We start from the raw sequence: 19,689 nt of genomic DNA on the forward strand, positions 1-19,689 counted from the left end.
CGCCCGATTAACGTCACTTCGTTACGAGTCGGCAAGCGGTTCGGGTCGTCTGTCGCCCGATACTTGGGACGATTTCGATGCGCTTGCTGATCGTTGACGACGAACCCGCGATGCAAGAATCCTACCGGCGCAGCTTTCGCCCGCCGGTGGACCCTGCGACGCAGAACTTGTCCGCCATGGCCGGCGAATTGTTCGACGAAGGCGGCGAGGAGCCTACGAGCGATGCGCCACCGGCCTTTGAATGCGCCTACCACAATCAGGGGTTGGACGCCGCCATTGCAGTTGAGCGCGCGCTGGCGGAAGATAGTCCCTTTGCCGTTGCATTCATTGACGTGCGCATGCCACCGGGGATCGACGGCAAGGAGACCGCCCGTCGCATTCGCGCCCTCGATCCGCACATCAACCTCGTCATCGTCACCGGCTATTCCGATTTCTCGCCGGCGGAGATCAGCAAGGTCGCGGGCCCGGCTGACAAGATCTTTTACCTCGCCAAGCCGTTCGAAGTTGCCGAGATCGTTCAGACTGCCATCGCCCTCAGCAAACGCTGGGAAGTGGATCGCGAACTCGCCGAAGCCCGTGCCATCCTCGCACGTCAGATCGTCCAGCTCGAACAGCAGGCAGCCGAGCTCGCCGCCAACGAAAGCCGCGCTATCCACGTCGCCAGCCATGATGCGCTGACCGACGCCCCCAATCGGCTTGCCTTCCAGCATGCGCTGGCGGAGCGTAGCCGGGTACGTGGGCCATTCGCGGTTGCCATGGCCGATCTCGATCGGTTCAAGCTGGTCAACGACACGTTGGGTCATCTCGCCGGGGACGAGATGATCCGTGAGGTCTGCGCCATCCTTCACGCCACCGTGCCGGAAGGCGGCATGGTCGCCCGGCTCGGCGGCGACGAGTTCGGGCTCATGTTCGACTCGGCCGGGCCCGAAGCCGCGGTGATGACATGCGAGCGGATCGTGGCTGCGTGCAACGTCTCGATGCGGCTGCTCGGTGATCCCGTCCATGGCTCGATCTCGGTCGGCGTGGTCGTCGCCAATGGCACCGGCGATGCGACTCCGGTCGACCTGATGCGCCGAGCGGATCTCGCGCTCAACGATGCGAAGCGCCACGGTCGAAACGTCGCGCGCCTGTTTGACGAAAGCATCGACGAGGAAATCCGAATCCGACGCCGCATCGAAGCCAATCTCAGCCAAGCGATCGCGCGTGACGAGCTTGGCATGACGTTTCAGCCGATCGTCGCCAACGACACGTTCGAGGTGGTGGGTTTCGAGGCGTTGCTACGCTGGACGGAGGAGTCGGGTCCGATCAGCCCTGGGGTATTCATCCCGATCGCCGAGGAATCGAACCTGATCCACGAGCTTGGCGACTGGGTGCTGGCCAAATCGCTCGAGGTGCTGAAGGAATGGCCCGGCCAATATGTCTCCGTGAATTTCTCCCCACGTCAGTTCCGGCGGCACAATTTTGTCGGCTATGTCATGGAACAGGTGCTGCGCGCCGGCATCGCGCCGCAGCGCTTGCAGATCGAAATCACCGAAACCGCGATTTTCGACGATGCCGAACGAGCGGCCGAGACGCTGTATCGCTTGCGCCAGATGGGCTTCCGCATCGCACTCGATGATTTCGGCACCGGCTATTCCAGCCTCTACAACATCCGCAAGTTCGCGCTCGACAGCCTGAAGATCGATCGCGGCTTTATCGAAGGCATGGGGCGTGAGCGCGAATCCGCCGCCATCGTGCATTCCATCATCCATCTGGGCCGCGCGCTTGGGCTTGGCGTCATCGCCGAGGGCGTGGAGACGGAGATGCAGGTCGCGATGCTTCGCGCCGCGGGCGCCAGCCACCTGCAAGGCTATCTGTTCTCGCACCCGGTCAACGCCGACGGCGCGCGCGCGCTGGCGCATGCCGGGATCATCCATGGGCCGCCGGAACAACATCCGGTGCTCGGAACTGGCACTGCCGGTTAGGGCGTGACTGCGCTGAACCAGCTGATCGGCCTCGGCCGGGCTGGCGCCTCGCGCGCAGGGCGCTGAATGCCGTTCCGCTCACGCTCCGCTCGCCAATCACCCCGATCCCGGCGCTCGGCCTCCTTGAACGCGCAATTGGCGCTGATCATGGCCTTGATCGGCATCGCCGGCGCGGTGGGCATCACCGTGCTGCTCGCCAGCCTCATCACGCCCGGCTTCGATCGTCTCGAGACGGCGCCCGAGCACGCACCGACGCTTGGCCGGCACATCCTGTTGATGGCGGTCGGCGGCTCGATCCTGCTGCTGTTGGTGGTGCTGGTAACGCTCCGCCGGATCATCGCCCATCGCGTCCTCGCGCCGCTCGAACGGCTGCGCGCGCATATGCAGCACGTCTGCGCCTCCGGCCTGCTCGCGCCGCTGGAGGTTGGCGATCGCCGCGACGAGATCGGGTCGCTCGGTAAGAGCTTCAATGCGATGCTGGGCCAATTGGATCGGCAGCGCGAACAGATTGAGGCGCAATCCTTTCTTCTCGGCCGCTCGGCCAACGCGGTCGAGGTGATGCACAATGTCCGCAACGCGCTGAACCCGATCTCGACCATCCTTTCGCAGGGAAGCGCGGAGACGCCAGCGGTCGATCGCGCGTTGTTGGGTCGCACGCTGAGCGAACTGGCCCAATCGGATCTTTCCGCCGACCGACGCGAGAAACTCGCAGCATTCGCCCTCGCCTGCATCGATGCCTTGGACGAGGCGCGCCGTGCTCAGGTCGGGCAGCTCGAGATCGGGCGCGAGGCGCTGGCGCATGTCCTCGACATCATCGGTGCGCAACAGGCCGACGCGCATCAGCCGTTTGCGCTTGATCCTTGCGACATCACCGACGTGATCGCGCGCAACGCCACCATCGCGCGCTACGCGGGCGGCCTCTCGATCGCCTTTTCCTTTCCCGCCGAGCCTCAACCCGTCCTCGCCAACCGGCTGATCCTCAGTCAGGTGATCGGGAATCTTTTCGCCAACGCCGCCGAAGCAATCGCCGCGACCGGTCGGCAGAATGGGGCGATCACGGTGAACGTGGATCGGCACGACAATACGGTTCGCGTCCGCATCCGCGACGATGGGGAAGGCTTCGCGCCGGAAGACGGCCCGGCTCTGTTCCGCCGCGGCTTTTCCACCCGCACGAACAAGGCGGGCGGCCTCGGCTTGCATTGGTGCGCCAATGCCATGGCCGCCATGCGCGGCTCGCTGGCGCTTCATAGCGAAGGGAAGGGCCGCGGCGCGGTGGCGGAACTGCACTTGGAGGCGCCAACGGAAGAGAACGTTGAGCTATAGGGCTCGCCTCGGTCGCTTGCTGCTGATCGAGGACGTTACACCTTATCGCCGTCAGGTTAGGGGGCGCGTGACCCGGCGCGATCACGCGGTCCGCGATTTACCTCGCGCGACGAGCCAGGATCAGGATGCCACTCATCAGTGTCAAAGCTCCGATGCCGGCAGTCCCCAGCAAAACAACGTTCGCTACTTCCATGATCCACTCCCCTTTTCACGCCGGTGATCCGGTCATTGTTGAGGGAAGGTGCCGAGAACCTGCCGGCCACGCAAGTATATTCGTTCGTCGAATGTGTCGCGCATCAAGTCATTACTGCCCCGCGCGTCGTTCCGCTCAGAGGGTGGTGATCTCGCCATCGATCACGCCCACGGGCCAGGGTGTCAGCCGGTCGCCAGCACACGGGCCCCCGACGCATCGTCCGCTATCGGGTTCGAACATCGCGCCGTGCCAGCTGCACGTGATGAACCGGCCATCGGGCGTCAGATAGGCGTCCAGCTCCTGCGCCAGCGGCAGGCCGGCATGCGGGCAGCGGTCGACATAACCATGCACCGCTTCCCCGCGCCGCACGACAAAGCCATGGAAACGCCCGGCCTTCATCTGCAGCACGAAGTTGCGCGCGGCGCCATCCGCAATGATGGCGAGCGGCCCAAGCCGTACCCCCGCGGGAGTCGCGGACAGGCGCTCGCTCATGATTGCGGCAGTTGCGCCTTGGTGAAGCCCGTCCACACGTCGTCATAGTCAAGCTGCATCGTCGGTGCCGCCGCCGCCCATTGCGTCAGCCGCACGACGTGCCGCGTCTCGAACATGAACGCCATCGTCCCGTCGATCTTGTGCGGCTTCAGGTCAGCCGCGACCGCCTTTTCGTAACTCGCCTGGTCGGGCCCATGGCCGTTCATCTGATTGTGCAGCGATGCCCCGCCCGGCACGAATCCGCCGCCCTCCTTGGCGTCGTAGGCGCCCGCGATCAGCCCCATGAATTCGCTCATGACGTTGCGGTGGAACCACGGCGGGCGGAACGTGTCCTCCGCCACCATCCAGCGCGGCGGGAAGATCACGAAATCGCAATTGGCGGTGCCCGGTGTGTCGCTGGGGGAGGTCAATACGGTGAAGATCGACGGGTCGGGGTGATCGAACGACACCGTGTTTATGGTGTTGAAGCGTCGGAGATCATAACGATACGGCGCCAGATTGCCGTGCCACGCCACGACATCGAACGGCGAATGCTCCAGCCGGGTCTGCCACAGCCCGCCCTGAAACTTCTGGACGACATCGCAGGGCGTATCCAGGTCCTCGAACCATGCCAGTGGCGTCTCGAAATCCCGCGGGTTGGCCAAGCCGTTGGCGCCGATCGGCCCCAGGTCCGGCAGTCGCAACAGCGCGCCATAATTCTCCAGCACATAGCCGCGCGCGCGACCATCCGGCAGCGCCACGCGAAACCGCACCCCGCGCGGGATCACCGCTATCTGCAACGGCGCCACGTCGATCCGCCCCAATTCAGTGACGATCGCCAGCGCTCCCTCCTGCGGCACGATCAGCATCTCGCCATCGGCCGAGAAAAACGCGCGGTCCATGTCGGCCGTCGCGGCATAGAGGTGGATGCCGACACCCGTCTGTTCGGCCACATCGCCAGTCCCCCCATAGGTGATCAGTCCATCGATCCAATCCACCGCCGCGCCCGGCCACGGCAGCGGGTCCCACCGTAGCCGGTTGGGGGAGGGGGGCACCGCGGCGAACGGCGCAGTCTTCAGATGCGCCGCGCCGGGATAGGGCGTGAACGCCGGATGGCTGGCGGTCGGCCGCAGGCGATACAGCCACGACCGCTTGTTCTCCGCCCGCGGGGCTGTGAAGGCGGTGCCGGACAGTTGCTCGGCATAGAGCCCGAACGGTACCTTCTGCGGCGAATTGCGACCGACCGGCAGGGCGCCGGAAACGGCTTCGGTTGCGACATGATTGCCGAAACCGGGAATGTAACCGTTCATCCTGCTCCTTTCGCCATTCATGCCGCTTTTCGACCGGCTTTTCGGCTACGTATTTGCGTTTGCCGGGTCGATGTCAGCCCGTCAGCCGTCCACCGTGATGACGCCGCGTCGGATCTGGTCCAGCTCGATGCTTTCGAACAGCGCCTGGAAATTGCCGTTCCCAAAGCCTTCGTTGCCCTTGCGCTGGATGATCTCGAAGAAGATCGGCCCGATCAGATTCTCGGTAAAGATCTGCAACAGCAACCCTTCGTCCCGCTCGATCGATCCGTCGATCAGGATACGGTTCTTACGCAGCCGCTCGAGATCTTCGCCATGGCCGGGCACACGCTTGTCGACAAGTTCGTAATAGGTCTCGATCGTGTCTTGCAGGCGAACCCCCCGCGCGCGCAGCCGCTCGACCGTGTCGTAAATGTCGTCCGTTGTCAGCGCGAGGTGCTGAATGCCTTCGCCCTGATATTCGCGGATGAACTCTTCGATCTGGCTGTTGTCGTCCTGGCTCTCGTTCAGCGGAATGCGGATCGCGCCATCGGGGGCAATCATTGCTTGGCTGAACAGCCCAGTGGCTTTGCCCTTGATGTCGAAATACTTCTGCTCTTCAAAGCCAAACAGCTTGCCATAGAAGCTGGACCAAGTCCGCATCTCGCCACGGCGGACATTGTGCGTCAGGTGATCGAGCAGGTCGAGCCCGACATTATTCTCCCGCTCAGCCTCATGCCAGCCCGGCACTTCGTTCCAATCGGCGTAAAGGTCGGCACCTGCCTTCACCAGATACAGATTGGATCCGCCAATCCCTTCAATGACATGAGTGTCCGGGCCCAGGGTGGATTTGCTCGCATCGACGGCAGTCGCTCCTTCTGCAACGGCATGGGCGTAAGCGGCGGCGGGATCGGCGACGCGGAACGCCATGCCGCTCGCCGACGGCCCATGCGCCGCACGGAAGTCCGCCGCTTGTCCGGTGACTTCCCGGTTGAGCAACAGGTTGATCCGGCCCTGCTTGTAGCGGACTACATCCTTGGTGGGGTGCCGATGCGTGGCAACGAACCCCAGCAACTCGAATTGCGCGGCAAGTGTGTCGGCCTCGGGCGAGGTGAATTCGCAGAACTCGAAGCCATCAAGGCCTAGCGGATTGGCGATGTCGGTCATGATCGTTCCTCGTCCGGCACGTGGAAAAGAGAAGAATATGTAAAGGGCCGCCCGGCTTGCTTAAGCGTCGGTCTTGCTGCGCGCATAAGCCTGGCTGCCCCGATGATAGACCAGGTCCGTTGCGAGCACCGCGTCGGGCGCGATCTCCGACTCTCCGGCAAGCGCTTGGTAAACGGGCGCAAAATCGGTGTTGAGCGTCTGGCTGAGCAGATCTTCGAAATTGTCGATGACGAAATAGCTCTGCTGAAAATCGTCGATCCGGTACTTGGTGCGCATCACCCGGCGCAGATCGAAACCGATGCGATTGGGCGAGGGGTCGTCGAGCGCAAAGATCGACTCGGCATGCGACGACACGATCCCCGCGCCATAAAGGCACAAGCCATCATCCGAGCGGACCAGCCCGAACTCAACGGTGTACCAGTAAAGCCGCGCGAGCCGATCGATCGCGCCCAGTTGCGCCGCGCGTTGCCCGCCCTGGCCATAAGCCTGCATGTAATCGGCAAAGACCGGGTTCGCGAGCAGCGGTACATGGCCGAAGACGTCGTGGAAAACGTCCGGCTCCTGCAAATAGTCAAGCTGGTCCGGGCGGCGGATGAAATTGCCTGACACGAACCGGCGGTTGGCGAGATGGTCGAAGAACACCTCGTCCGGCACCAACCCCGGCACCGCCACCACCTGCCACCCCGTGGCGCGCATCAGCCGATCGGAAAGCTCCTCGAAATCGGGGATGCCGGGCCGTGACAACCGCAGCACGTCCAAACCCTCGATGAACTCAGGGGTGACTCGCCCCGGCAGCATCTGTGCCTGGCGCGCGAAGAGCTTGTCCCAGGTGGCATGTTCTTCAGCCGTGTAGGACGACCAAGACTGTGGGATGGTCCAGTCGTCGGCGGTACCTTCGGGACGGATCAACGATGCCTCGGCCATGAACACCTTCTGCTAGCCAGCGGTTTCCAGCATTGGTAACAGATGAAACTATATACGTAACGTCATTCGAAGGGAAGCCGTTTCGTGGCATGGCAGGTCGCATTCTTGGCGCCTCATTGATGAAATCGCCGCTCGCCATGCCGATCTAGTCGCCTATGCTCGATCTGTTCGACACCCCACCGATCCCGGGCCTTTCGACCCGCGACGACCTGATCTCCCCAGCGGAGGAGCAGGCGCTTATCGCGGGGATCGATGACACCTCCTTGTCGCCGTTCCGCTTTCAGGGCTGGGAAGGAAAGCGGCTGACCGCCTCCTTCGGGTGGAATTACGATTTCGATACTCAGCGTGTCGCACGTGCCGCGCCAATCCCGGATTGGCTGTTGCCGATCCGGCAGCGAATGGCAGCTCTCGCCGGCCTTGATCCGCTTGTGCTGATCCAGGCGCTGTTGATCCGCTACGATCCCGGCGCCGGCATCGGTTGGCATCGCGATCGCCCGATCTACGAACATGTCGTCGGTTTGTCGTTGGGGGCGCGGGTGAACATGCGGTTTCGTCGGCGGCGGTCGCACGGCGGCTTCGATCGGGTCACCGTCCCGCTGACGCCTCGCGGTGCTTACCATATGTCGGGGGAGGCGAGATATGATTGGGAGCACAGCATTGCCGAGATGGACCGCACACGATGGTCGATCACATTCCGCTCGCCGTCATCGCGCTGGGCACTTCCGCTCGATCCCGTGCTTTCGATCTGAACGGTCACGCCATCGCACTTGGCAGTCACCCGCGCTGAATAGCTAACGGGTTGCAGTCCGTGATGATGTATCATAAAAGAACGCTCTGCGATCGGAGCAGCTTGGCTCGCTTCACGTAAGTCGAGTGTCGGCGCAGACAGTTCGCTCACCCTTCGGGTATGTTACGATATGGTGTTTCATTCAGATTGCATGATGGCGAACGAAGCTTGCGTCGCGAGTTTAGATCCTCGCGCTTTCACGCCTGCACCGCCAAATCAGCTTTAATCGGGAAAACAGATGATGCGGGATGCCGCAATCGACGTGCGCGCGTTGCGCCACAGCTACGGTCAACGCGAAGTGCTGCGCGGCTTGGATCTAAGGGTCGCCGCAGGCGAGATCTACGCCCTGCTTGGCGGCAATGGCGCGGGCAAATCGACGACGCTTAGCGCGTTGCTTGGCTTCATTCGGCCGGGTTCGGGCAGCGTCCAGGTGTGCGGGATCGATCCGGCGACTGCGCCGCAGGATGCGCGTGCGCAGCTCGCTTACGTCCCTGAAAGCGTGGCGCTCTACGACCACCTGACCGCGCGCGAGAACGTCGAATACTTTCTGGCGCTTGCCCGGGCTGCCCGCGATCGAGGCACTGTGATCGATCCCGCGCTTGACGCAGTGGGGCTGCCCGGTCACGCCTGGGACGCGCGGGTCGGGGGCTTTTCCAAGGGCATGCGGCAGAAGGTCGCGATCGCGCTTGCGTTGGCGCGGCATGTGCCAGTGCTGTTGCTCGACGAGCCGACGTCGGGCCTGGATCCGAGCGCCACGCTGGAATTCAACCGGCTGATCGAAACCGCGCGCGATCGCGGGGTCGCGATCCTGATGGTGACGCACGATCTGCTCAGCGCGGTGGATGTCGCCGATCGGATCGGCTTCCTGTCCGAAGGGCGGATCGAGGAGGAACTGGTCGCCGGCGCTGCGGGCGCCCGGTTCGACCTCAACGCGCTCCACGCACGCTATACCGGCGCGAAGGTCTCGGGATGAGTGCTGCAGTGACCCGGATCGCGCGCGAGGAATGGCGCGCGCTTGCCCGCAACCGTGCAGGGCTGATCGCCAGCATGCTGCTTGCCCTGCTGGTGCTCGCCGCGGCGCTTGTCAGCGTCGAGCGGCGCAACGCGATCGAGAGCGAGCGCGCGCGCTACCAGGCGTCAGTCGATCACCAGTTCGACGAACAGCCGGCGCGCCATCCCCATCGCATGGTGCATTACGGGCAATTCGTGTTCCGGCCTTTGAGCCCGCTCGCGTTTTTTGACTTCGGCGTAGATGGTTTCACGGGCAATACCATCTTCCTCGAAGGCCACCGCCAAAACAGCGCCAATTTCGCCGAAGCGCGTCAATCCTCGCTGTTGCTCCGCTTCGGGCAACTCACGCCCGCCTTTGTGCTGCAAAACCTGGCGCCCTTGCTGCTGATCTTTCTCGCCTTTGCCAGCGTTTCGCGGGAGCGGGAACGCGGCACGTTGCGGCTGTTGCTGTCGCAGGGGGTAGACGGGCAGCGTTTGCTGATGGGGAAGCTGATCGGTCACGCCGGGATCGCGCTGGCGATTGGCGCGCCTGCCTTTATCCTGCTGCTCGGCATAGCGGCCAGCGGCGGGGCGGAATGGGGCGCCGGCCTGCTGCTGATCCTGGGCTATGCCGGCTGGCTGCTGCTATGGGCGATGCTGGCAGTGCTGGTCTCCGCTTCGGTCCGCCGCTCGCGCGATGCACTGATCGTATTGGTTGGGGTGTGGATGGTCGGCGTGGTCCTGCTGCCGCGCGCGCTTCCGGAGGTGGCAGCTGTACGAACGACGTTGCCGACGCGGATTGAGACGGAAGTGGCGCTACACCGCGACCTGAAGGAGATCGGCGACAGCCACGACCCCGACGACCCATATTTTAACGACTTCAAGGCCCGCACCCTGGCGCACTATGGCGTCGCGCGGGTGGAAGACCTGCCGGTGCAATATGCCGGGCTGGTCGGCATGGAAGGCGAGCGGATCTCAACCGACCTTTACGCCCGTGCTGCCGCCCGCACCGCCGGGCTCGAGGCCAAGCAGGCCGGGTTCGTTCAAAGCTTTTCGGCGCTGAGCCCGCTGCTCGCAATCCGCCAGCTCTCCATGGCGCTGAGCGGTAGCGACATGGGCGCGCACGGGCACTTCCTCGATGCGGCGGAACGGTTCCGCTACCGTTTCGTCCAGGCGCTCAATCAGATGCAGGTGGATCAGATCCCGAACACCAACGCCGGCGAGGATCCGCGCATCGCGGCGGAGAACTGGAAAACCGTGCCGCGATTTTCCTATACTGTGCCGCCGCCGCCCGGGCTCAGCGATCCGCGTGTCCTGCCCAACCTGGCCGTACTCGGCGGCTGGCTGCTCGCGCTGGTGTTGCTCGCCTTGCCCGTCGCGCGCCGCCTCGGGAGGGCCGCACGATGAGCCCGGTTTTGGCCGAACTGCGGCTGATCCTGCGCTCGCGTCTTGCTGCGGGATCGCTGACGCTGCTGCTCCTTCTGGCCGCGCTTGCCATCTGGTCGGGCATGTCCAACGTCGCGCGGCAACAGGAAAGCATCGCACGTGTCACCGCCGAGCAGAAGCGCGACTTCGCCGCGGTGGCGGCGGAACAGGGCAAGCCCGACGGCGAGGCCGGCTATGCCGCTTATTATACCTTTCTGCTGACGCATGACCCGGCCTCGCCGCTCGCCTTCGCTGCGATCGGCCAGCGCGATCTCCAGCCGCAGGTGCTGCGCATCCGTGCGCTCGGCCTGCAGCAGCAGCTCTACGATGCCGAAACGATCAACGCCGAACTGGCGTTGCCCGGCGTGTTCGATTGGGCGTTCGTGCTGATCTATCTCGCGCCGCTGGTGGTGGTCGCGCTGACTCACGATCTGGTGTCGAGCGAGCACGAGGGAGGCCGGCTGCGGCTTCTCCTATCGATGCCGGGGCGCGGCCTGTGGCGGCGGCGGATTGGGCTACGCTACTTCCTGGTCCTGCTGGCGGCGACGCTGCCGCTGCTTGTAGCGCTGCCGTTCGCCGGAGCGCCGGTGCTGGCGGGGACGGGAATGCTGGCGGTGGCGGCGGTGTATCTCGCCTTCTGGTTCGGACTTGGCCTGCTCGTCGCCGCCAGCGTGCGGACTTCGGCGACCGCGGCGGCCGGGTTGCTCGGTTGCTGGATCGCGCTGACGCTGCTGCTGCCGACGCTTGCCAATGCTGCGATCGCGCGTGCCGTGCCGGTGGGCAAGGGCATCGATCTGACGCTGGCGCAACGCGAGACCGTCCACCACGGCTGGGATATCCCGAAGCAGGAGACGTTTGACAAATTCTTCGTCAACCACCCGGAATGGCGCGGCAAGCATGAATTCGAAGGCCGCTTCCACTGGAAATGGTACTACGCCATGCACCAGGTCGGCGACGAGGCAGTGGCAGCCGACGCGGCCGCGTATCGCGAAAGCCTGCTCGCGCGTGAACGCTTGACAACACAGCTCGGCTGGATGCTGCCGCCGGTCGGCGCTCAGGGGCTGCTTCACCGACTGGCGGATACCGATCGAGTGGCGCAGCTGTCGTACCAGGATGCGGTCGCCGCGTTCCATGGTCGATTGCGCCACTTCTTCTACCCGTACATGTTTGAGGATCGGCCGTTCACGCGAGACGATTTCGAGTTGCTGCCGCGCTTCTCCGCGCGTGCACAAACCGGGAGCTGGCCAGTAGTACCGATGGTCGCGCTGATTCTGATTGCTAGCTTGGCGCTGTTCGCCGGCGCCGCCCGCTTGCGACGCATCTGATCGGCTTAGGGAGTTGTTTCTGCCTCTGGTACTACTGACTTTGGCGTACGGATGACCTCCACGTCTCTCACAGCTCAGAAAGCGCGCTCCGGCGCTGCCAGTGCTGCCGCCAACCCCGTCCTTGTTGGCGGACAGTACGAGGGTGATCATTCCCCTGACGACCGCTGGATCAGGCTGGCCAGAGAGGCAGGCTTCGCATCCACCACCAGCTATGCGCGCGGCTGGAGCGCGTCGCCGTTGCCGCCGCGCTGAGCGAGGTGGAGGCGTTCGGCCGTACGCTGGAGCGCGACCTACATGCGCGCCGCCACGGGGGGGGCGGGCAACCCCGACCCCTACCCACCGGTGCGATGAGCGCCCCCAGACGCGCGAGGCCGCAGCTCCCAACCCCAAAGGGCGATGGTGCCCCCGGCGAGATTCGTATCTCACTTTCAGGTCTGCTGACGGTTCCGTCTTGCTGTTGATTTTTCGGTATTTGTGCGCGCAGGTGTGAGAGAATGGTGTGAGAGTTTTGTGGATCAGAAAGCATGGCAGCGTTGGTGCGATACCTAAACCGACGTAACGGTGTGTTCCGGTACGAGAGATGGATTCCTGAGCATCTCCGGTCCGCGGCGGGCATGAAGTCCTTCCGCCGATCACTGCGCACCAAAGACCAATCGGAAGCGCTTAGTCGCGCTGCGATCGCCGAGCGCGAATACGATAGCTTGCTCGCGAGTGCGGCGGCGGCAGCTGGCATCTCAATCCTCGACGCATCGCCAAGGCCATCGCTCGGGCAGGTGGTGCGGCCCGTATCGCAAGGGGACCTAGATCTGATTGAGTCAGATACACGACGCACGGCTTCCCGGTCCTGGCACCAGGACTACTTGATGGCTCAATCCGACCCGGCGCGCGCGGAGTTGCTGAGGGAGCAATGGGATCATTGGCAGCAGAACGCGGAGACGCGTCGCGAAGCGCTCTTAACCCCCGGCTTCGATGATGACGAGCGGCCATGGCTGCCGTCACCGACCAGGGATGCGAGGGCCGTTATATCGGCATTCGGCCTAGACGCGCCTCAAGGAAGCCCCGTGTTTGGCGCAATTGTGAATGCTATACGACGGGGCTACGTCGGTGCAGAGCACGACGTCGCGGAGCTGATGGCCGGACGAGGCCTCGTCCGAGCACGCCAACCCAGTCCAGTAAGCATTGCCCCGACTTTCACGGCGACTGTCGCCGGCTACTTAGAACACCGTCGACCGAGCGAAAAGACAAAGCGGGAAATCGAACGGTACGTCGCTGAGTTCGTAAATCTCGCCGGCGATAAGCGCCTCGATGCTTACACTCGTAATGACTTCGAGAGGTTTGTGAAGTTTCGGGCAAGTCGCACCGTCGGCGGCAAGACAGATGGCAGCATCGTTCGTCCGGCAGCGGCGCAGACTGTAGCGAAGGCTCTAACTTTTCTACGCGCGCCGATCGATCACGCGATCAATCACAGCGACTACGCGTTTGCCGGGCCAAACCCGGCTGTGGGTATTAAGGTCGAGACTTATATCAAACCAGTCGACCAAGCAGTGATGCCGGAGAAACGGCCCTTCAAGGTCGGCGAGATCAACAGGATTCTCCGACACCCTTGGTTCACCGGATGCGCCAGCATGATCAACACACACGAGCGGGGTGCAGAGCGTTTAAATGGAGCCGAGTATTGGGTGCCGATCATCGCATTGCTGACGGGTTGCCGCTTGGCCGAGCTTGCTGGGCTGAGTGTTAGCGAGGTGATGCTGGACGATCCGCATCCTCATATCGTCGTGCGGGCAAACGACGCTCGTCGCGTGAAGACTCGGAGCGCCTCGCGCTGTGTGCCGATCATCGATGCCCTATCGGAACATGGGTTCGACGATTTCGTGAGGGCGGCGCGACGCGCTGGGCACGATCGCCTCTTCCCAGATTGGAACGCTGCCTCTGATGGAACCGGCGAGCAACGATGGAACAACAGCAAGCTAATTCGCGCATTCAATCGCACTGTCATCCCAAACCAACTAGGTGATGTGCTGCCGACCAGCGCCCGTCGAGAGGTCACTTTCCATTCGTTTCGAGGCGCGTTCAAGACTATGCTGGGATCGAGCGAATACCGGCTGCATCCTAACATCATCAACGAGGTAGTCGGGCACGCGAAATCGACGCTGGACCAACGATATGTCGGCACAATTGGGATCGATGAGACCTACAACGCGGTTCGGGCTTGTCGCTTCAAGGGGCTTATCCTTCCGACACCACCGGTCGTATGAGACACCCGTCATGGTCGAGGTTGCCGGCGCTTGCTTACGATCGGCGGACTCAGAGTCATTCAGCGTAGCGGTTTTGTTACACCATGGGCGATGTAAAAAGTGGAATCAGGCAGAGGCGTTCGCGTGAGGCGGAACGCGAGCGCCGTGATCGTAAAATTCTCAGAAAACTGCGAGTTGCGGTAGTTCAATCCAAGAGCCTGCATGCTATCACGCGGGAGCCGCTTGAGCCTTTATCAGTATACCTTGGGAAGCTTGGCACTGAGCGCGGTAGCAAGGTGACTCGGTTCCCGATCGAAACGCAGGATGACGGCAGACCCATGCCGCCGTGGGTTGACCTGTCCCGTTGGATGAAGGTTCAGATCGCGGTGATGGCCATGCACGAATGGTCGTTCCAAACATACAACATTCACATCCATCCCGATCTTGAGGAAAAATGGCTTTCGTCAGGTCGTGATCCGCGAGTGATGATGAGGGATCGTGTGCGCCGCGAGTTCGATAGGCATGTGCGTCCGAACCTCGACTGGTTCTTCGTGATCGAGGGCTGGAGCCCTCGGAACGGAGAGACAATCCTGCACATCCATGGGGGCGCCGCGAGTTATGAGCCCGGGGATGCTGGGAAGATCATGCATGCGGTCGCCCGCGCCGCTGGTCATGGTCTCAAGGGCTACGCGGCGGTCCCCAGGGCTGTTCATGGACAGCCATTCAAGAGGCACAAGGCCGGTTACGTCGACTACCTCTTCAAGGCGGCCCGGCGCAAAGATCCGAGGCTTGGGGAACGGCGACTAACAATGTCCCGCGCGATGACCGGCGGGGCTCGCGCGCTCTGGGAACTGCTGACAGGTCAATAGCATATACGTTGTGGTCGTGAGAGGCGGGCGTCGAACGAGCTGTGATGAAAGCTTGTGCGTCCTTTCCCCACGATCGCGGTATTAACACTGCTAGGTTGCGGTTGCGCTCAAGGGCCGCGAGTACGTCGACCCGCCTGAACCAGGCCTACGGGTCACCCAGGCACTGCATCATCGCTCTGGGCGCGCTCGGCGGGTGATTCAAAGCAAAGTCGCTGCCCACCCGCATCCACGCGGGGATCGCTGCACAGTCTTTTCTTCAACGACTACGAAGGAGATGACGATGCAGCAGATGTTCGACGCTCACGATGAAATTGATTTCCACGTTCTGGTTTTCGCGCCGAACTCGTGGAGAGCCAGTGAGATGGCTGAGCTCCACCGAGACTTGGGGTTCGGGTTTGGCTCCACGCCTGTGTCCGTTGTCCCGCGCTTCATGCCGCTGGCCGGCGCCGCCAGCTATCATCTGCAAGCCGCGCTGGATCGAAACGTCCCGGGGATAGGACACCTGCAACTTGACGGCAGCTGGCTAATCTTGCCGCCCGGCGAACGGCCGCCGCAATCCACCGGGCCCACGCCAATGCAGCTTCACAACTTCACTGACGACGACGGCGATGAATACGTGATCTTCGCCCGAGATTGGGATCGCGCCGCGAAGATCTTCACCGCCTACCTGGACGATCCGAATGCGCTGCCGGGTGGCTGGATCCCTCTAACTCACGATCATTGGCGCACGCTGGGCCTCGTCCGGCACGGCCACCAAGCCGAGTCACGCGGAGTCGAGGGTGTCGGTCGCTATACAGCTGCCGGATGGGTGATCCTTGCAGTTGATTATCACCGGCTTGGGCTGTCAGCACCCTGACGCCCCATGAGCAGTAATTGCCTGAGCACGCTTGTGCATCCGCGGCGTGGCTTTCACATTTGGTCGAGAATGTAGAGGCGGCAAGCTCGACACGTCCGACCAAAACGGCGTGATGGTGGGTGTTCGGGGTGGGCCAGATATTTGGTTTCGGCCGCCGACGTTAACGAAAGACGGCAAAGAATTTTGCTTTGTATCTACAGAAAGCGCCCGATGAACCTAGCTTTAAAGCGGGTTAGAGAGATATTCGGCATTGGACAATGGTTGACGGAAGTTGGTCTTAAATTGACGTAAATATCGAATTCTTTGTCAACCATGTACCTAGGCCTGACGTTTGTAGGCCCTGACGATGCATGTTACGTCAGAAGCGTAATGGAGGTCGCGTCGCCCCTAGCTTGGCGCAAGCATGATCTCAATCGTCCCGCGAGTGATCACTAGTGTAGCCTATAGCAATCCAGAGACCGCGTCCGCAGACTGGAAGAAATTGATCAATCCAGCAATCTCTTCGCAATGGCATCAATGGTGATTGTCTCGAACGACGCATTGCAGATGGCTCGAACTTCCGATGTTAGAATCGGATGAGGCACGCCATCTCTGCTCCAATCTATCTTCTTGTCCAGTGTTACAAAACTTACGCGCTCTATCTCCACCCCCGATTGGTGCAATCTCGAAAGGCCGAACAGGAGATCTGACCATACGTAAAAATCGCCATCCAGATCATCTTTAAAGCCCGGCGGCGTCTTAGTTCTCTTCCTTGATAATGCCGTATCTATTAGTGCATTTCTTGGCACGAACGGAACCATGGCTTTCTCTTGGAGAAGGCTTATCAAGACTCTCGTCTTGCCTACTATCTTATCGTCAAAAACATAACCAAAGGTCTCGTTGAAGTCTTTGACCGTCTCCTGGAACCTGGCGGAAAATGCCTCAAATCGACTGTCAATCCCCTCCATCAATCTGCTTAATTCATCGAACTTCTTCTTTATGTCTGCTGACTTTGTAGCTATGGCTTGAAATTGATTGTTCCAGAACTCTTGTATAACTTGGCCGGGTAGAATGAGTTTTCCAGGGAAGCTCGTTCTTAGATAGTCTACGATGTCGGCACTGCGTGGGTGAGCAATAAGGCGAAGCATGACATTGGCGTCGAGGGCGATAACAGTCTTTTCTAAAGAAGCGTGCCCGATGTCGAACTGCATCGCAGTCGCTAGTGACGAAAGGGCATCTACTTCTACTGCTCGGTCAAGAACGTCACGAACTCTTGACAGCGACGGATCGAGCGCTGGTTCCGAGTTAGGCATCGTACCAGATCCGTCCTGCTTCGGCTGCTAGGTCAGATCCCAGAGCTTCGATCGCCGCCGCATCCCATGCGTCGGTTTTGCCGAGCTGTAAGGTCCATTCACCATCCGCTGCGGTGGGCAGCATGCCTTGTTTGAAGCTCGGCCAGTCCGTTACCGTTTTCGGCCGCTTCTCTATTTTCGACAGAAACGTGTTTCCGATGGTTGAGGCCCAGAAAGCGCCCTCGTTCTCCGGCAGGTCGCCGAATGGCGGATTCTTGACCCAGATGAAGTGAAGAAAGCCGTCTACGTTGGGCGTTACCGTGTTTTGAATGATAGATCTTCTCAGAAACTGAAGTACCTGTTTATTGAGAGACCTTTTTCTTAGGCGGCTCTCAAACTCATCTCGGGGCGGATTTAGATCCTGAAGACTATCCACCATAGCGTGCCAGTCCCCATGCTCACGGATAGACTTCGCTGCCTCCCCAAACTTGCGCTCTACATTACCGGTACCGAGGTTCCCGACAACCATTCGACGGACAACGAGCTTGAGTATGTGCTCCATACCTTGCTGGGCATCGGCGGTCCCAGCGCATGCAAGTAGAATCGGCCGTACGGTCAAAACACCGAGACTATTGAGTGCAGAGAATACACCTAGCGCTTCTGAGTCTGCCGGCCCCCCGGCGGTTGGATCTATCATTTGCAAGTATAAGGGAAGTCGATCGCTTAACAGCTCCATAAGCCGGTGCGGAGCGGGTGGAATGCGATCCCCAAGCGTCATTCTACCTGCAATGAAGCCAAACAGGTCTTTTGGAAGAACGTATCCACTCTCTACAGTAACGACATGGCGAATGTACTGTACAAGATTGTTCCCACCGTCGGTGGTAAACTGCTTCGATATACTTTGCCACTGCTCATATCGCTGTGACTGGTTTACTCCAGACTGACTTAGAACATAGTTCTTTAGAAGGTCAGCAGTGGTAAGATCCTTCCCGCGAGTATTGATGACTTCGTATACTTGATATGCAGACTCAGGGTTTGGGTGAACGAAGACGGCCAGATACAAGCGGTTAGTGAGAAAGTCAGTCCAGCGGCCCAGCCGCTTGAAGGGATCCGGGCGAAGATCTTCTCGCACTCGTTTGACGAGAAAGTCGTAGGACGCGATCATCCTTGCGGAGACGGACCCGTCCTCTTCAGTGGCGGCGGCCGCCATGCCCCTGGTGAGTATAGACTGAAAAGTAGCGTCGTCCTTAGGATCGCTAAGTTTTACTCGTGATACTTCCTCGTCAGAGTCATAGTCGATTGATCTTAGGAATGCCGCCTGTATGCGCTCGGCAAGCGCCTTGCGATCGCGAGCGAGGGCCTCGTGGTATAGAGCGTTAGCGAGAAGACTTATCGTTATTATACGTTGCTGCCCGTCTACTACCTGCTTGCGGCCATGCGCCGTCGAAGTCGGGGTCGTAAAGATCATCAAGCCAAGAAAGTACGATTCGAGTTCGAGCGACCCCCTCAAGTCTGTCCAAAAATCATCAACTTCGTCTTCTCCCCAAGAGTACTCGCGTTGAAATCGCGGTATCTCAAACATGTTATTAGAGAAGACCGCACCGGCGCTACTGGCAGACGCGTTTAGGGGGGTGTCCATTACGTCTCACATGTCGTTCAGGTTCGGGTCCACGTTACACGCAGCGATCGCCGCGGCAAGTCGGTAGTGGCGACGACGACCAAACGCGCTCAGCGTTGTCAGTAGCCATGCAAACTCGTCACCGTACCGCGCAAGGCTGGAACTTCGTCGAAAGCCAAGCTGTGCCGCTTGCTGCCTCAAATCGCTGAGCCATGCGCCTAGCGCCTCTTCAAGCAGTGTCCCTTTGAAGTATAGGTATGCGAGGCGCGATGTTGAGACACTAGCCCCCCGCCAATCAGTCTCAATAGGGTTGACGCCGCACTTTTGGGGCACCACGGTGCGATGGTCTGGAAGCTATTGAGACGGAGCTAGCATGAAGGTGGGGTATGCGCGTGTCTCCTCGGTGGGGCAGTCGCTGGACGTCCAGCTCGCCGCATTGGAGGCGGCCCATTGCGAGAGGATATTCGCAGAGAAGCGAAGTGGCACGACTACGTCGGGGCGATCAGAGCTTGCCGACGCGCTGTCGTTTGTGCGTGAGGGCGATACCTTGGTGGTGACCCGCCTCGACCGCCTCGCGCGGTCTGCGACCGACCTCCACAACATCGTGAAGCAGTTGGCGGATAAGGGCGTGTCATTTCAGTGCCTGCAACAGGGTGGGATGGACACAACCAGCTCAACGGGAAAGCTTCTGCTAGGTGTGCTTGCATCGATCGCGGAGTTTGAAGCTGACATTCGTCGTGAGCGTCAACGCGAGGGGATAGACCGAGCCAAGGCGGCGGGTGTCTATAAGGGTCGTAAGCCGTCCGTGGATGCTAGTGCCGTCAGGGCGCTGCGAGACCAGGGTCTCGGTGGGAGCGAGATCGCGAAGCAACTCGGGATCGGTCGTGCGAGCGTGTATCGTGCATTGAGTGGGTGATCGTCGCTGCGCTTGCCTCTGATCCTAGGAAATGAAAGTCTTAGGATTGCTCGCGCGCACTGACCCG

16 protein-coding genes are annotated in these 19,689 nt (G+C 61.2%); 10 read left to right on the plus strand and 6 right to left on the minus strand.

Annotated features, from left to right (window positions below; translation table 11 throughout):
* Positions 1–77: 77 nt before the first annotated feature.
* Together SPHI_RS00150 and SPHI_RS00155 are read left to right on the plus strand one after the other, a co-directional pair.
* Complete coding sequence (locus tag SPHI_RS00150) at positions 78–1,964, plus strand: GGDEF/EAL domain-containing response regulator (RefSeq protein ID WP_076742881.1); 1,887 nt, start codon at positions 78–80, stop codon at positions 1,962–1,964.
* A 147-nt stretch (positions 1,965–2,111) separates the two neighbouring features.
* Positions 2,112–3,287 (plus strand): sensor histidine kinase, encoded by a 1,176-nt coding sequence (locus tag SPHI_RS00155; protein ID WP_076742882.1) that lies wholly within the window; start codon positions 2,112–2,114, stop codon positions 3,285–3,287.
* 328 nt (positions 3,288–3,615) lie between these two features.
* On the opposite strand, the gene SPHI_RS00160 is transcribed toward SPHI_RS00155, so the two are convergent.
* The 4 genes from SPHI_RS00160 to phhA all read right to left on the minus strand — a co-directional run bounded on the left by SPHI_RS00160 (position 3,616) and on the right by phhA (position 7,328).
* Positions 3,616–3,972 carry a Rieske (2Fe-2S) protein gene (locus SPHI_RS00160; RefSeq protein WP_076742883.1) on the minus strand — a complete coding sequence of 119 codons (357 nt, stop codon included), beginning with the start codon at positions 3,970–3,972 and terminating at the stop codon, positions 3,616–3,618.
* Positions 3,969–5,261: a homogentisate 1,2-dioxygenase gene (hmgA, locus tag SPHI_RS00165; RefSeq protein WP_096348695.1), complete on the minus strand. Its 1,293-nt coding sequence runs from the start codon at positions 5,259–5,261 to the stop codon at positions 3,969–3,971. The genes SPHI_RS00160 and hmgA overlap by 4 nt, the downstream gene beginning before the upstream one ends.
* 81 nt (positions 5,262–5,342) lie before the next feature.
* On the minus strand, positions 5,343–6,404 hold the full coding sequence (gene hppD, locus SPHI_RS00170; protein ID WP_076742885.1) for a 4-hydroxyphenylpyruvate dioxygenase: 1,062 nt from the start codon (positions 6,402–6,404) through the stop codon (positions 5,343–5,345).
* Between the two features lie 60 nt (positions 6,405–6,464).
* Positions 6,465–7,328 (minus strand): phenylalanine 4-monooxygenase, encoded by an 864-nt coding sequence (gene phhA, locus SPHI_RS00175; protein WP_076742886.1) that lies wholly within the window; start codon positions 7,326–7,328, stop codon positions 6,465–6,467.
* Between the two features lie 155 nt (positions 7,329–7,483).
* Between phhA and SPHI_RS00180 the strand changes: the two genes are divergently transcribed.
* The 7 genes from SPHI_RS00180 (at position 7,484) to SPHI_RS00210 (ending at position 15,817) form a co-directional block, all read left to right on the plus strand.
* The gene (locus SPHI_RS00180; protein ID WP_076742887.1) at positions 7,484–8,077 is read left to right on the plus strand and encodes an alpha-ketoglutarate-dependent dioxygenase AlkB; all 594 of its coding nucleotides are present in this window, start codon (positions 7,484–7,486) and stop codon (positions 8,075–8,077) included.
* 276 nt (positions 8,078–8,353) lie between these two features.
* Positions 8,354–9,088, plus strand: a complete 735-nt coding sequence (locus tag SPHI_RS00185) for an ABC transporter ATP-binding protein (RefSeq protein ID WP_076742888.1) — start codon at positions 8,354–8,356, stop codon at positions 9,086–9,088.
* On the plus strand, positions 9,085–10,512 hold the full coding sequence (locus SPHI_RS00190; protein ID WP_076742889.1) for an ABC transporter permease: 1,428 nt from the start codon (positions 9,085–9,087) through the stop codon (positions 10,510–10,512). The genes SPHI_RS00185 and SPHI_RS00190 overlap by 4 nt, the downstream gene beginning before the upstream one ends.
* On the plus strand, positions 10,509–11,855 hold the full coding sequence (locus SPHI_RS00195) for an ABC transporter permease (RefSeq protein ID WP_076742890.1): 1,347 nt from the start codon (positions 10,509–10,511) through the stop codon (positions 11,853–11,855). The genes SPHI_RS00190 and SPHI_RS00195 overlap by 4 nt, the downstream gene beginning before the upstream one ends.
* Before the next feature lie 524 nt (positions 11,856–12,379).
* Positions 12,380–14,113, plus strand: a complete 1,734-nt coding sequence (locus SPHI_RS14650; RefSeq protein WP_083719545.1) for a DUF6538 domain-containing protein — start codon at positions 12,380–12,382, stop codon at positions 14,111–14,113.
* 317 nt (positions 14,114–14,430) lie between these two features.
* Positions 14,431–14,961, plus strand: coding sequence for a hypothetical protein (locus SPHI_RS00205; RefSeq protein ID WP_076742892.1), 531 nt, complete (start codon positions 14,431–14,433; stop codon positions 14,959–14,961).
* A gap of 280 nt (positions 14,962–15,241) precedes the next feature.
* Complete coding sequence (locus tag SPHI_RS00210; RefSeq protein WP_076742893.1) at positions 15,242–15,817, plus strand: hypothetical protein; 576 nt, start codon at positions 15,242–15,244, stop codon at positions 15,815–15,817.
* Between the two features lie 485 nt (positions 15,818–16,302).
* Here the strand turns inward: SPHI_RS00210 and SPHI_RS00215 are convergent, their stop codons facing one another.
* Positions 16,303–17,007 carry a PIN-like domain-containing protein gene (locus SPHI_RS00215; protein WP_076742894.1) on the minus strand — a complete coding sequence of 235 codons (705 nt, stop codon included), beginning with the start codon at positions 17,005–17,007 and terminating at the stop codon, positions 16,303–16,305.
* 94 nt (positions 17,008–17,101) lie between these two features.
* Positions 17,102–18,727, minus strand: a complete 1,626-nt coding sequence (locus tag SPHI_RS00220; RefSeq protein ID WP_076742895.1) for a DUF262 domain-containing protein — start codon at positions 18,725–18,727, stop codon at positions 17,102–17,104.
* Between the two features lie 352 nt (positions 18,728–19,079).
* On the opposite strand from SPHI_RS00220, the gene SPHI_RS00225 reads away from it, so the two are divergent.
* Entirely contained in the window at positions 19,080–19,622 is a 543-nt protein-coding gene (locus tag SPHI_RS00225; RefSeq protein WP_076742896.1) for a recombinase family protein, read from the plus strand.
* The last annotated feature ends 67 nt before the right edge of the window (positions 19,623–19,689 follow it).

This window comes from Sphingomonas jeddahensis, from assembly GCF_001981525.1.
Classification (GTDB): Bacteria; Pseudomonadota; Alphaproteobacteria; order Sphingomonadales; family Sphingomonadaceae; genus Sphingomonas; species Sphingomonas jeddahensis.